The 12,662-nt window shown below is 58.3% G+C and carries 13 protein-coding genes; 9 read left to right on the top strand and 4 right to left on the bottom strand.

All coding sequences use genetic code 11. The features are described from left to right. The first annotated feature begins 15 nt into the window (after nucleotides 1-15). Entirely contained in the window at nucleotides 16-942 is a 927-nt protein-coding gene (gene dsdC / locus QMG44_RS17420; RefSeq protein WP_086533060.1) for a DNA-binding transcriptional regulator DsdC, read from the top strand. 85 nt (nucleotides 943-1,027) lie between these two features. After that, complete coding sequence (locus QMG44_RS17415) at nucleotides 1,028-2,116, top strand: cellulase family glycosylhydrolase (RefSeq protein ID WP_086533061.1); 1,089 nt, start codon at nucleotides 1,028-1,030, stop codon at nucleotides 2,114-2,116. Here QMG44_RS17415 and emrD read toward each other — a convergent pair. The 4 genes from emrD to tisB form a co-directional block, all read right to left on the bottom strand. Further along, nucleotides 2,019-3,203, bottom strand: coding sequence for a multidrug efflux MFS transporter EmrD (gene emrD / locus QMG44_RS17410; RefSeq protein WP_020882737.1), 1,185 nt, complete (start codon nucleotides 3,201-3,203; stop codon nucleotides 2,019-2,021). The genes QMG44_RS17415 and emrD overlap by 98 nt on opposite strands. Nucleotides 3,204-3,378: 175 nt before the next feature. Next, nucleotides 3,379-4,212 carry an EamA family transporter gene (locus QMG44_RS17405; protein ID WP_073397505.1) on the bottom strand — a complete coding sequence of 278 codons (834 nt, stop codon included), beginning with the start codon at nucleotides 4,210-4,212 and terminating at the stop codon, nucleotides 3,379-3,381. Nucleotides 4,213-4,274: 62 nt separating this feature from the next. Then, complete coding sequence (locus tag QMG44_RS17400; RefSeq protein WP_014167984.1) at nucleotides 4,275-4,721, bottom strand: GNAT family N-acetyltransferase; 447 nt, start codon at nucleotides 4,719-4,721, stop codon at nucleotides 4,275-4,277. Between the two features lie 64 nt (nucleotides 4,722-4,785). Continuing rightward, on the bottom strand, nucleotides 4,786-4,875 hold the full coding sequence (gene tisB, locus QMG44_RS17395) for a type I toxin-antitoxin system toxin TisB (protein ID WP_020684667.1): 90 nt from the start codon (nucleotides 4,873-4,875) through the stop codon (nucleotides 4,786-4,788). Between the two features lie 524 nt (nucleotides 4,876-5,399). Here tisB and ivbL point away from each other — a divergent pair. From ivbL to uhpT, 7 genes are all read left to right on the top strand, one after another. Next, nucleotides 5,400-5,498 carry an ilvB operon leader peptide IvbL gene (ivbL, locus tag QMG44_RS17390; protein WP_071605430.1) on the top strand — a complete coding sequence of 33 codons (99 nt, stop codon included), beginning with the start codon at nucleotides 5,400-5,402 and terminating at the stop codon, nucleotides 5,496-5,498. Between the two features lie 107 nt (nucleotides 5,499-5,605). Next, a complete protein-coding gene (ilvB, locus tag QMG44_RS17385; RefSeq protein WP_086533062.1) occupies nucleotides 5,606-7,294 on the top strand; it encodes an acetolactate synthase large subunit in 1,689 nt (562 codons plus the stop codon). Between the two features lie 3 nt (nucleotides 7,295-7,297). Next, nucleotides 7,298-7,585: an acetolactate synthase small subunit gene (gene ilvN, locus QMG44_RS17380; protein WP_014167986.1), complete on the top strand. Its 288-nt coding sequence runs from the start codon at nucleotides 7,298-7,300 to the stop codon at nucleotides 7,583-7,585. Between the two features lie 73 nt (nucleotides 7,586-7,658). Next, nucleotides 7,659-8,252 carry a transcriptional regulator UhpA gene (gene uhpA / locus QMG44_RS17375; RefSeq protein ID WP_014167987.1) on the top strand — a complete coding sequence of 198 codons (594 nt, stop codon included), beginning with the start codon at nucleotides 7,659-7,661 and terminating at the stop codon, nucleotides 8,250-8,252. Further along, nucleotides 8,249-9,754, top strand: a complete 1,506-nt coding sequence (uhpB, locus tag QMG44_RS17370) for a signal transduction histidine-protein kinase/phosphatase UhpB (protein WP_020882734.1) — start codon at nucleotides 8,249-8,251, stop codon at nucleotides 9,752-9,754. Before uhpA ends, uhpB begins: the two co-directional genes overlap by 4 nt. Then, nucleotides 9,747-11,066 carry an MFS transporter gene (locus QMG44_RS17365; protein WP_014167989.1) on the top strand — a complete coding sequence of 440 codons (1,320 nt, stop codon included), beginning with the start codon at nucleotides 9,747-9,749 and terminating at the stop codon, nucleotides 11,064-11,066. Before uhpB ends, QMG44_RS17365 begins: the two co-directional genes overlap by 8 nt. A gap of 132 nt (nucleotides 11,067-11,198) precedes the next feature. Beyond that, nucleotides 11,199-12,590 (top strand): hexose-6-phosphate:phosphate antiporter, encoded by a 1,392-nt coding sequence (gene uhpT, locus QMG44_RS17360; protein WP_059305825.1) that lies wholly within the window; start codon nucleotides 11,199-11,201, stop codon nucleotides 12,588-12,590. Nucleotides 12,591-12,662 lie beyond the last annotated feature (72 nt).

The raw sequence follows: 12,662 nt of genomic DNA, 5'->3' as shown, positions 1-12,662 counted from the left end.
TGTGTGAGAAGTGCGATGAATGACGCAAATGAAGGCCGAAACCGGCTGTTAAACGGCTGGCAGCTGTCAAAAATGTATACGTTTGAAGTGGCCGCCCGCCACGAGTCCTTCGCGCTGGCGGCGGAGGAGCTGTCGCTCAGCCCCAGTGCGGTGAGCCACCGTATCAACCTGCTGGAAGAGGAGTTAGGGATAGCGCTGTTTGTCCGCTCCCACCGTAAAGTGGAGCTGACGCAGGAGGGGAAACGCGTCTACTGGACGCTGAAATCGTCGCTGGATACGTTGAACCAGGAGATCCTGGATATCAAGAACCAGGCGCTGTCCGGCACGTTGACGGTTTACTCTCGCCCGTCGATTGCCCAGTGCTGGCTGGCGCCTATGCTCGGGGATTTCACCCGGCGTTATCCCGCGATCTCGCTGACCATCCTGACCGGCAATGAAAACGTCAATATGCAGCGAACCGGTATCGATCTGGCGCTCTATTTCGACGATACGCCGCCAGCCAATTTGACGCATCACTTCCTGATGGACGAGGCGATTTTACCCGTCTGCTCGCCGGCGTATGCCCGGGAACATGACCTGCTGAAAAACCCCGCCCACCTCAGCCACTGTACGCTCCTGCACGATCGCCAGGCCTGGAGCAATGATTCCGGTACCGATGAATGGCTCAGCTGGGCGGCGCATTTTGCAGTGAACATGCCATCATCATCGGGCATTGGCTTCGATCGCTCTGATTTAGCGATTGTCGCGGCAATGAACCATGTCGGGGTCGCGATGGGGCGAAAACGGCTGGTACAAAAGCGGCTCGAACGCGGTGAGTTGATTGCACCGTTTGGGGAGAAAACGCTTAAATGCCATCAGCATTACTACATGTCGACCCTGCCAGGACGACAGTGGCCGAAAATAGATGCCTTTATTAGCTGGCTGAGAGAACTGGCTGGCTGAAGAATTATTACGCTTTGGCGCTACACCAAATGTGAAAAAGCGTGCTAAATACAGGTAATGCTTTTGATTTCTCGCAAGGTACACCGTGTTAAAGCCTTTGATTGCCACTGCGTTACTGTTCTCTTCCGGCTGGGTGATTGCCGCTGAGCCACCGCTGACGGCTGCGCTTTATGCGCAAAAGCTGGGCGTGGGGATGGACGTAGACTGGGCGCGCACCGAGCGCGGCATTCGGGAGTTCGATCCGCTGGTGGTTCGCGATTTTCGTGCGAAGGGTATCAGCCATGTGCGTATCCGCGTGGCCGATGAACCGACGGAAGCGCGGCTGATTCATCTGCGTAAGCTGGTGGAAGCCTGCGAGCAATACGGGGTGATCCCGATTATCGCTTATCAGGCCGATGAATATAAAAACGACCCGAAAGCCGAGACGGAAAAAGAGGTGATTAACTGGTGGATTGCCGTGGCGCACTACTTCGGCCAAAGCTATCCCCTGCTGGGTTTTGACCTGATTTATGAACCGGCGGACAAGCTCAACCATAACGCCGCGTCGCTTAACCGGGTTTATGAGAAAACCGTCAAAGACATTCATGCAATTGATGCTAATCGCATGATCTTCATCGCGCCACGTCTGCGGGCTGCGCCAGAGGACCTCTCCAGCCTGAAACTCCCGGCGCACAGCCAAAATTATCTGCTGGCGGAGTGGCACATTTTCCCGTGGGGTCCGCTAAAGAGTAACGGTAAATATCCGTGGACGTCCGGGACGGTGGCGGAGAAAGCGGCTATCCATAATCGTATTGCGACCGCGCTGCACTGGCAGCAAAAAACCGGTCACGTCAGCTGGGTGGGCGGCTGGGGCGTGGGTGAATCAAACCACTTCACCCCAACCGCATCGCAAATGGCGTTTGCCTCGTTTATGGCCTGCGAACTGCAAAAGGCCAAAATTCCCTACGCTATCAACGCGGATATTCAGTTTTACGACGGGGAAGAGGGCGCCTGGCGTCCTGCGCCAGAGCCGTTGCTGCAGGCCATGATCGCGCCTGTTTGTGAAAAGCCCGGCGAGAAGCCGGGCCATCATGCGGTTAAACCGGCTGCTCGTGATGGGGAACACGCGACGCCAGCGGCAGCCAGCACAGTAAAATCAGCAGCCCCATCAGCGTCATCAGCAACCCCAGACTAGCCTGGCCAGTTTGCGGCATCATCGCCGAAAGCCAGGCCAGCGCGCCGGAACCGATGTTCTGCAGTCCCCCCACCAGTGCGCCCGCCGTGCCTGCGAGGAACGGGAACGGCTCCATTGCGCCGCTGGTGGCGAGCGGGAACAGCATCCCCGCGCCGAAGAAGAACAGCGCCGCCGGGATCAGCAGCGTCCAGACGGTCATCACACCAAACAGCCCCGGGATCCACATCATCAGACCTGCCAGCAGGCAGCTGATCACCGACTGCCACATCAGCGTTGAGAAACGCTTGTTCTGACGGCCGGCAAACCAGGCACCAAAGAACGCGGCCGGGATGGGCAGAATAAACAGGATACTGACCACCATGCTGCTCAGGCCAAGCCCGGCACCCAGCAGCACGCCGGAGCAGGCTTCAAACACGGCAATACCCGCCAGGCCACCAACCAGCATCAGCAGATAACAGGTAAACGCGCCGTTGCCGAACAGCGTTTTATAGCTGGTGATAAGGCGGGTGCGTGGCGCGTCCGTTGGCCGGGTTTCCGGCATCCACCGCGCCATGCTGAAGGTCACAATCACGCACAGCACCAGCAGGAAAGCGTAGCAGGCACGCCAGGACCACATCGTATCGAGCAGGCCACCAATCAGCGGCGCCAGCAGAGGGCTCACCAGAATCCCCATATTTAACAAACTGTTGGCATGGCGGAGCTGGGTGCCCTGATAGAGATCGCGTGGCAGGGTTCGCGCCATCACCCCTCCGACGCCGGTGCCGACACCCTGCAGGGCGCTGGCGGCAATCAATATGGTCAGGTTATGGGTGGTAATGGCAATCACCGTCGCCACCATGAAAATGGACATACCCACCAGAATCACCGGGCGACGCCCGACGCGGTCAGACAGCGGTCCATAGAACAGCTGCGAAACGCCATAGGTCAGCAGATAAGCTGCCATTACGCTCTGTACTGCGCCCTCGCGGACGTTAAGTTCCTTTGCCATATCGGCGATCGCCGGAATGTAGATGGTTTGCGCCATCTGACCGACGGCCACCAGTAACACCAGCATCAACAATAAGTTAACGTTCCTGTGTTTTTTCATGTCGCTGAATACTTTTGCCAAAAGAGAGAAATAAAGAATAAGTGACTACGCATTCCCATAAATGCGCGAGGAATCTACCACAGAGAGATGACAAATTAAGCATTCCTGTGATGAATGTCAGAAGGGGTAAAGGCAGGATTTGTAAACAAGATCGGCAACTAATGTTGCCAGTGATTTATGCCAGGCGCAGCAGGATCGCCCCGCCCGCAATTCCCACTGCGGCCGCGATACGCAGTCCCGCAACCTTCTCTTTTAACAGCACAAATGCGATCAGCGCCCCGAAGAGGATGGATGTTTCACGCAGGGCGGCGACCACGGCCAGCGGAGCCTGGGTCATCGCCCAGAGCGCCAGCCCGTAAGAGCCCATGGTGCCGATACCCCCGAGCAGCCCTTTTTTCCAGTGCGTACGCAGGTATCTGGAAGCTTCGCGTCGGCGCGCCAACATCGCCCAGAAGAGCAGGCAGAAACCATTCATAAAGAAGGTCCATAGCGTATAGCCCAGCGCGGTGTCTGATAACCGCACGCCGGTGCCATCGACCAGCGTATACCCGGCGATAAAGCAGGCATTGAGCAGGGCAAGCCAGACCCCCTTACGCGACGTCATGCGGCCGTTCATGGCCATAGCCAGAATCGACAGGCAGATCACGGCGATGCCGGACCACGCGAGCCATGACAGGCTATCTCCCAGCACCAGCACGCTTATCAATGCCACCAGCAGCGGTGCCGTACCGCGCATCAGCGGATAGGTCTGGCTCATATCGGAGACCTGGTAGGTCTTTGCAACCAGCACCGTGTACACCACCTGCAGCGCGCAGGAGACCCCTAAAAACGGCCAGCTGGCAGCAGACGGCTGTGGGGAGAAGGGCAGTAATACCAGGGCGATAAACGCGGCGGAACCGCTAACGCTGATTGCTGAATAGAGCTTGTCTGTACCGGCTTTAACAATGGCGTTCCAGCTGGCATGCAGCAGCGCGGCGAACAGTAAAATGCAGAAGACGGTAATGGTCATGGCGTATCTGGCGGTGAATTGTCACTCAACTGTAACATTCACCACCTGATGCTGCCAGCCGGTCACACCGCGCAAAACAGACGGTGTGTGACCCGTGGTTCATCCGAGACCAGCGTAAAGCCCGCCTGATGATAAAACCCGTAGGCAGCGTCCGGGGCGTGGGTATTGAGAAAATCAAACCAGATGCTGGCATCGGCCATTACCACGGTCAGAAGCTGCTTACCAATGCCCAGCCCGCGGCACTTCTCGCTGACGTAGAGATGACGAATGCGGCCGGCGCGCGGCTGCTGGCTGAAGGGATCGCGGTTAAGACCGCATACGCCCACCAGCTTGCCGTTCAAAAAGGCGCCCAGCAGCTTTTCGCCCGGTGCGTTAAAACGGTTTTCACCGCGCTGCCAGTTCTCTTCCAGCCGGCGCAGCATGTTGAAATTCGATGCGATACTTTCGGCCTTTAAGGCGATATAGCCTGGTTCTTCTGGCGTGACAGGCTCAATTAACAGACGCGACATAGCATTCCCTCGTTATTAAAGAGGGGCGGTTGCCCGCCCCTCTCAGGTGCGACTTGAACCTGAATCACCGAAGGTATTTCAGGACAGCATCAAGTAGTTGCAGTACAGCAACAATGAGTTTGAGGATAAGTATCACCATATCCACTACGCTCATACGCGTCTCCTTTTGGTTAAAAGGAGCACGATGCTGGCGTACCTTTCCGCCGCCTGTGACCAGCACCTGGATTGACGTAACACAGTGTGCTCACTTCAGGGGGTTAAGGCACTGACGGCACCACCCGTTTCAGCCAGGACTTCGTTGCGCCGGTAGAACTGCGGCCCCCTCGCTCACTGCGAACACCCTCAGTATAGATAAATACTGTATGCATGAACAGTATTTTTTGGACAAAATTCAGAAGGCGGTTCATACTCAAAAACGTCAAAATCCGTGCCTGAATTGCGCGTTCGTCTTCGATCGCGTATACTTTTTGCGTTGACGTAACACAGTGTGTTCTGCGGCGACCAACCGCAAAACCTCTGAAAAAAACCTCGCTCAGGCGAGGTTTTTTGTTTTCTGCACGCAACAAACGAAACGTGATCTTCGACGCATTTTTGCGCAGATGAAAATATTTCCATTGTCATGCCCGAAAAGCTGTGTTTGTATAAATTCTATCAATAGATTCCAAACACAGGTCCCCAATGACAGCATCCATGTTCACCTCGACCCTACTAGCAACTGCGCAACCAGCCGCAGTGGTCGTCGTGCGTGTGGTGGTGGTCGTCGGCAATGCGCCGTAGGGACTGGATCAACACACGAATCCAAAACCCCGCCGGCGCAAACCGGGCGGGGTTTTTCGTTTAAGGACCCTCCCCGGAAAGTCGGCTCAGAAGAAAAGGACTGGAGCATGGCAAGTTCGGGCACAACATCCACCAAAACGCGTTTCACGGGCGCGCAGTTAATCGTTCATTTGCTGGAACGACAGGGCATCACCACGGTTGCGGGGATCCCGGGCGGCACCGTGCTGCCGCTGTATGATGCGTTAAGCCAAAGCACGCAGATTCGTCACGTTCTGGCGCGTCACGAGCAGGGCGCGGGTTTCATCGCTCAGGGTATGGCGCGTACGCAGGGCAAACCCGCGGTCTGTATGGCCTGCAGTGGCCCGGGTGCGACTAACCTGGTCACCGCTATCGCCGACGCGCGCCTGGACTCAATTCCACTGATCTGCATCACCGGCCAGGTGCCGTCCTCCATGATCGGTACCGATGCGTTTCAGGAAGTGGATACCTACGGCATCTCTATCCCCATCACTAAACATAACTATTTAGTTCGCGATATCGCCGAGCTTCCTCAGGTTATCAGCGATGCGTTTCGTATTGCGCAATCCGGCCGTCCCGGCCCGGTGTGGATAGACATTCCTAAGGATGTTCAGACCGCAGAGATCGAGATTGACGTGCTGCCGGAGCCGGGTGAACGTGCGCCAGCGCCGCAGTTCAGCGCAGAGAGCGTGCAGGCTGCAGCGGCGATGATTAACGCCGCCAGACGCCCGGTGCTTTATCTGGGTGGCGGGGCGATTAATGCCTCCGACGCGGTACGCCAGCTCGCAGAGAAAGCCAGCCTGCCCACCACCATGACCCTGATGGCGCTGGGTATGTTGCCAAAAGCGCACCCGCTGTCGCTGGGTATGCTGGGGATGCACGGCGCGCGCAGCACGAACTACATTCTGCAAGAAGCGGATTTGCTGATTGTTCTGGGTGCACGTTTTGATGACCGGGCGATTGGCAAGACCGAGCAGTTCTGCCCGAACGCCAAAATCATTCATGTGGATATCGACCGTGCCGAGCTGGGTAAAATCAAGCAGCCGCACGTGGCGATTCAGGGTGATGTTGCCGAGGTGCTGGTGCAGTTGATTCCGCAAACGGACGCTTCCGATCGCGCCGACTGGCGTCAGCTGGTTGCCGATCTGCAAAAAGAGTTTCCGGGCGCTATCCCAACCGAGGGGGACCCGCTGAGCCATTACGGGCTGATTAACGCCGTGGCCGCCTGCGTTGATGACAGCGCGATTATCACCACCGACGTGGGCCAGCACCAGATGTGGACCGCCCAGGCCTACCCGCTGAACCGTCCGCGTCAGTGGCTGACCTCGGGTGGACTGGGGACCATGGGCTTTGGCCTGCCGGCGGCAGTGGGCGCGGCGCTGGCCAATCCCGATCGCAAGGTGATCTGCTTCTCCGGTGACGGTAGCCTGATGATGAACATTCAGGAAATGGCGACGGCAGCCGAAAACCAGTTAGACGTGAAAATCATCCTGATGAACAACCAGGCGCTGGGGCTGGTGCACCAGCAGCAGAGTCTGTTCTATACGCAGGGCGTGTTTGCCGCGACCTATCCAGGCACGATTAACTTTATGCAGATTGCCGCCGGTTTTGGCCTGCATACCTGCGATTTGAACGCCGAAGCGGACCCTCATGCGGCGCTGCAGGCGGCGATTTCTCGTCCTGGCCCGGCGCTGATCCACGTGCGTATCGATCCTGAACAAAAAGTGTACCCGATGGTGCCGCCAGGTGCGGCAAATACTGAGATGGTGGGGGAATAAGCCATGCAGAAACAACATGATAACGTCATTCTGGAACTCACCGTCCGCAACCACCCTGGCGTGATGACGCACGTCTGTGGGCTCTTTGCCCGCCGCGCGTTTAACGTGGAAGGTATCCTCTGTCTGCCCATTCAGGGCAGCGAGCACAGCCGCATCTGGCTACTGGTGAATGACGATCAGCGTCTGGAGCAGATGATTGCGCAGATCGACAAGCTGGAAGATGTCGAGAAAGTGGTGCGCAACCAGTCCGATCCCACCATGTTTAACAAAATTGCGGTGTTCTTCGAGTAAATAGCGCAAAGCTTGAACCCCCACGCGCTTATCGTTAAGGTAAGCGCGTTTTTTAACCCGCCAGGAACGCGCCATGACCACCATCGCCCTTATCGACGACCACCTCATCGTCCGCTCCGGATTTGCCCAGCTGCTGAACCTTGAGCCTGATTTTCAGGTGGTGGCGGAGTTCGGCTCCGGTCGCGAGGCGCTGGCAGGTTTGCCCGGGCGCGGTGTCCAGGTCTGTATCTGCGATATCTCAATGCCGGATCTCTCAGGACTCGAGCTGCTGAGCCAGTTGCCGAAAGGGATGGCGATCGTGATGCTCTCGGTCCATGACAGCCCGGCGCTGGTAGAGCAGGCACTGAACGCAGGCGCACGCGGATTTCTTTCCAAGCGCTGCAGCCCGGACGAACTGATCGCTGCCGTGCGCACGGTCTCCACCGGCGGGTGCTACCTGACGCCGGATATCGCCATCAAGCTGGCGGCAGGGCGACAGGACCCGCTCACCCGACGCGAACGTCAGGTGGCAGAAAAACTGGCGCAGGGGATGTCGGTGAAAGAGATTGCCGTGGACCTGGGGCTGTCGCCAAAAACCGTTCACGTTCACCGCGCTAACCTGATGGAAAAACTCGGCGTCAGTAATGACGTTGAACTGGCGCGCCGCATGTTCGACAGCTGGCAATGAACCCGCTGTTTTCACGGCTGATCGCCGTTGCTGCCAGTTTTTCCATTTTCTCCGCCGCCTGGTTCTGCCTGTGGAGCATCAGCCTGCATCTGGTTGAACGCCCGGAGCTGGCGGTGCTGCTTTTCCCGTTTGGCCTGCGTCTGGGGCTGATGCTGCAATGCCCGCGCGGTTTCTGGCCGGTACTGCTGGGCGCCGAATGGCTGATGCTGATCTGGCTGGCGCAGGAGGTGGCGCTGGCGCACTTGCCTTTACTGGTGACGGGCAGCGTACTCACGCTGATCCCGGTGGCGCTGATCTCCCGTTATCGTCACCAGCGCGACTGGCGCACGCTGCTGCGTCAGGGGGCTGCGCTGATTGCCGCCGCGCTGTTGCAGTCCCTGCCGTGGACCGGCGAGGAGGAGATGCTTAACGCCCTTCTGCTGACGCTGACCGGCGGTCTGACGCTGGCTCCCACCTGCCTGGTTATCTGGCACTACCTCACCAGTACCGTCTGGCAGCCGCTCGGACCGGCGCTGGTCTCTCAGCCGGTAAACTGGCGCGCCCGGCATCTTATCTGGTATCTGCTGCTGTTTGCGATCAGCCTGTGGCTGCAGCTTGGCCTGCCCGATGAGCTGTCGCGCTTTACCCCGTTTTGCCTGGCGTTGCCGATTATTGCCCTCGCGTGGCACTACGGCTGGCAGGGCGCGCTGATTGCCACCCTGATGAACGCTATCGCGCTGATTGCCAGCCAGACCTGGCACGATCACCCCGTCGATTTACTGCTCTCCCTGCTGGCCCAGAGCCTGACCGGGCTGCTGCTGGGGGCCGGGATTCAGCGCCTGCGTGAACTTAACCACTCATTACAAACCGAGCTGGCGCGTAATCGCCGTCTGGCAGAACGCCTGCTGGAAACGGAAGAGAGCGTCCGGCAGGAGGTGGCCCGCGAGTTGCACGATGACATCGGCCAGACCATTACCGCCATTCGTACTCAGGCAGGCATCGTTCAGCGTCTGGCGGCCGAAAACGCTGGCGTAAAGCAGGGCGGGGCACATATCGAACAGCTCTCTCTTGGTGTGTATGACTCGGTGCGGCGACTGCTTGGCAGGCTGCGACCGCGCCAGCTGGACGATCTTACGCTTGAGCAGGCGGTACGGTCTCTGATGCGCGAGATGGAGCTGGAAAGCCGCGGGATCGTCAGTCATCTTGACTGGCGCATCAATGAATCTTTGCTGAGCGAGGGCCAGCGCGTCACGCTGTTCCGCGTCTGTCAGGAAGGGCTGAATAATATTGTTAAGCACGCCAGCGCCAGCGCGGTAACGCTGCAGGGATGGCAACAGGATGAACGCCTGATGCTGGTGATTGAAGATGATGGCTGCGGTCTGCCGCCGGGCTCCGGCCAGCTGGGTTTTGGCCTGGCGGGCATGCGTGAGCGCGTCAAGGCGTTGGGTGGCACCCTGACGATCTCCTGCACCCACGGCACGCGCGTCAGCGTCAGTTTACCGCTGAGGAGTCAGCATGTTTAAAACCCCGGCGAATGCCGCCCCGCTAAACGATAAACGTGAAATTGACGCCCGCTATCGTTACTGGCGTCGCCATATCCTGATCACCATCTGGCTGGGGTATGCGCTTTTTTACTTTACCCGCAAAAGTTTCAACGCCGCCGCGCCGGAAATCCTCGCCAGCGGGGTGATGACACGCACCGATATTGGTCTGCTGGCGACGCTGTTTTACATCACCTACGGCCTGTCGAAGTTTTTCTCCGGTATCGTCAGCGACCGTTCGAATGCCCGTTATTTTATGGGCTCAGGACTCATTGCCACCGGGGTGGTGAACATTCTGTTTGGCTTCTCCACCTCGCTCTGGGCCTTTGCGCTGCTGTGGGCGTTGAACGCCTTTTTCCAGGGATGGGGCGCGCCGGTGTGTGCCCGTCTGCTCACCGCCTGGTACTCGCGCAACGAGCGTGGCGGCTGGTGGGCTATCTGGAACACGGCGCATAACGTCGGGGGGGCGCTTATTCCGATGGTGGTCGGGGCGGCGGCGCTGCACTACGGCTGGCGCACGGGAATGATGATTGCCGGCGGGCTGGCGATCGTTGCCGGGCTGTTTCTCTGCTGGCGACTACGTGACAGGCCACAAACCGTGGGGCTGCCCGCGGTAGGCGACTGGCGGCACGACGAGATGGAAGTCGCTCAACAGCAGGAAGGTGCAGGGCTGACGCGTAAAGAGATCCTCACCAAATATGTGCTGTTAAATCCCTATATCTGGTTACTCTCCCTCTGCTACGTGCTGGTCTACGTGGTGCGTGCGGCGATCAACGACTGGGGCAATCTGTATATGTCCGAAACCCTGGGCGTCGATCTGGTCACCGCCAACTCGGCGGTGACGATGTTCGAGCTGGGCGGCTTTATCGGCGCGCTGGTGGCGGGATGGGGCTCGGATAAGCTCTTCAACGGTAACCGCGGGCCGATGAACCTGATCTTCGCCGCCGGGATTTTACTTTCCGTTGGTTCGCTATGGCTGATGCCGTTTGCCAGCTACGTGATGCAGGCGGCGTGTTTCTTCACCACCGGCTTTTTCGTCTTTGGCCCGCAGATGCTGATCGGCATGGCGGCGGCGGAGTGTTCACACAAAGACGCCGCGGGGGCCGCGACGGGCTTTGTCGGGCTGTTTGCTTACCTTGGCGCTTCGCTCTCCGGCTGGCCGCTGGCGCGGGTGATCGACGTCTGGCACTGGAGCGGTTTCTTTGCCGTGATCGCCATCGCGGCAGGAATTTCGGCCCTGCTGCTGCTGCCGTTCCTGCATGCGCAGGCGCCGCGCGAGGCACACGAAGCGTGATGAGCTTCACCTTTTCATCCCGAATGGCGCAAAACTAAGAAATTTTCCTGGTTTCACCTGGATGCTGTCTCAGGCGTCGCTCCCGGCTGGTTTTTACAATGCTGCAAAAATCAGCTCAGGAGTAAACCAATCATGCTGGCCTTCTTAAATCAGGTGCGCAAGCCGACCCTGGATCTGCCGCTCGATGTGCGGCGTAAAATGTGGTTCAAACCGTTCATGCAGTCTTACCTGGTGGTCTTTATCGGCTACCTGACCATGTACCTGATCCGCAAAAACTTTAACATCGCGCAGAACGACATGATCTCAACCTACGGGCTGAGCATGACGCAGCTGGGGATGATTGGCCTGGGCTTCTCTATCACCTACGGCGTGGGCAAAACCGTCGTTTCCTACTACGCGGACGGCAAAAACACCAAACAGTTCCTGCCGTTTATGCTGATCCTCTCCGCCATCTGTATGCTCGGCTTCAGCGCCAGCATGGGCGCGGGTTCCGTCAGCCTGTTCATGATGATCGCCTTCTACGCCCTGAGCGGTTTCTTCCAGAGTACCGGCGGGTCGTGCAGTTACTCCACCATCACCAAATGGACCCCTCGCCGCAAGCGTGGTTCGTACCTCGGCATGTGGAACATCTCCCACAACCTCGGTGGGGCAGGTGCGGCAGGCGTGGCGCTGTTCGGCGCGAACTACCTGTTCGACGGCCACGTGATCGGCATGTTTATCTTCCCGTCGATTATCGCCCTGATTGTCGGCTTTATTGGCCTGCGCTACGGCAGCGACTCCCCGGAATCGTACGGCCTCGGCAAAGCCGAAGAGCTGTTCGGCGAGGAGATCAGCGAAGAGGACAAAGAGACCGAAGAAAACGAGATGTCCAAATGGCAGATCTTTGTTGAGTACGTGCTGAAAAACAAAGTGATCTGGCTGCTGTGCTTCTCAAACATTTTCCTGTACGTGGTGCGCATCGGCATCGACCAGTGGTCGACCGTGTATGCCTTCCAGGAGCTGAAGCTCTCCAAAGAAGTTGCGATTCAGGGCTTCACCCTGTTCGAAGTGGGCGCGCTGGTCGGCACGCTGCTGTGGGGCTGGCTCTCGGACCTCGCCAATGGTCGCCGCGCGCTGGTGGCCTGCGTCGCCCTGGCGCTGATTATCGCCACGCTCGGCGTCTACCAGCACGCCAGCAACCAGTACGTTTACCTGTCGTCCCTGTTCGCGCTCGGCTTCCTGGTGTTTGGTCCACAGCTGCTGATCGGCGTGGCAGCAGTCGGCTTCGTACCGAAAAAAGCGATCGGCGCTGCCGATGGAATTAAAGGCACCTTCGCCTACCTGATCGGTGACAGCTTCGCCAAGCTGGGTCTGGGTATGATCGCCGACGGCACGCCGATTTTCGGCCTCACCGGCTGGGCGGGCACCTTTGCCGCGCTGGATGCCGCCGCCATCGGCTGTATCGTCCTGATGGCGATGGTCGCGGTGCTGGAAGAACGTAAGATCCGCCGTGAAAATCGGATGCAGAAATTAAAAGTAGCCTGAGTGTGCAGGTAACTTCTTTGCCCGGTTGACCGCCGGGCTTTTTTTTACATCCCACCTTTACCCCCCTTTACA

It is taken from the genome of Enterobacter sp. 200527-13 (assembly GCF_027924865.1).
Lineage (GTDB): Bacteria > Pseudomonadota > Gammaproteobacteria > Enterobacterales > Enterobacteriaceae > Enterobacter > Enterobacter ludwigii.
Note: the sequence above shows the minus strand (reverse complement) of the source record. Positions and strands in the feature narration are given on the sequence as shown.

Excerpts from the sequence above, each read along its gene's own strand:
- dsdC (WP_086533060.1), top strand. The coding sequence starts at position 16 with ATGAATGACGCAAATGAAGGCCGAAACCGGCTGTTAAACGGCTGGCAG.
- emrD (WP_020882737.1), bottom strand. The coding sequence starts at position 3,203 with ATGAAAAAACACAGGAACGTTAACTTATTGTTGATGCTGGTGTTACTG.
- QMG44_RS17405 (WP_073397505.1), bottom strand. The coding sequence starts at position 4,212 with ATGACCATTACCGTCTTCTGCATTTTACTGTTCGCCGCGCTGCTGCAT.
- QMG44_RS17400 (WP_014167984.1), bottom strand. The coding sequence starts at position 4,721 with ATGTCGCGTCTGTTAATTGAGCCTGTCACGCCAGAAGAACCAGGCTAT.
- tisB (WP_020684667.1), bottom strand. The coding sequence starts at position 4,875 with ATGAGCGTAGTGGATATGGTGATACTTATCCTCAAACTCATTGTTGCT.
- ivbL (WP_071605430.1), top strand. The coding sequence starts at position 5,400 with ATGACAGCATCCATGTTCACCTCGACCCTACTAGCAACTGCGCAACCA.
- ilvB (WP_086533062.1), top strand. The coding sequence starts at position 5,606 with ATGGCAAGTTCGGGCACAACATCCACCAAAACGCGTTTCACGGGCGCG.
- ilvN (WP_014167986.1), top strand. The coding sequence starts at position 7,298 with ATGCAGAAACAACATGATAACGTCATTCTGGAACTCACCGTCCGCAAC.
- uhpA (WP_014167987.1), top strand. The coding sequence starts at position 7,659 with ATGACCACCATCGCCCTTATCGACGACCACCTCATCGTCCGCTCCGGA.
- uhpB (WP_020882734.1), top strand. The coding sequence starts at position 8,249 with ATGAACCCGCTGTTTTCACGGCTGATCGCCGTTGCTGCCAGTTTTTCC.
- QMG44_RS17365 (WP_014167989.1), top strand. The coding sequence starts at position 9,747 with ATGTTTAAAACCCCGGCGAATGCCGCCCCGCTAAACGATAAACGTGAA.
- uhpT (WP_059305825.1), top strand. The coding sequence starts at position 11,199 with ATGCTGGCCTTCTTAAATCAGGTGCGCAAGCCGACCCTGGATCTGCCG.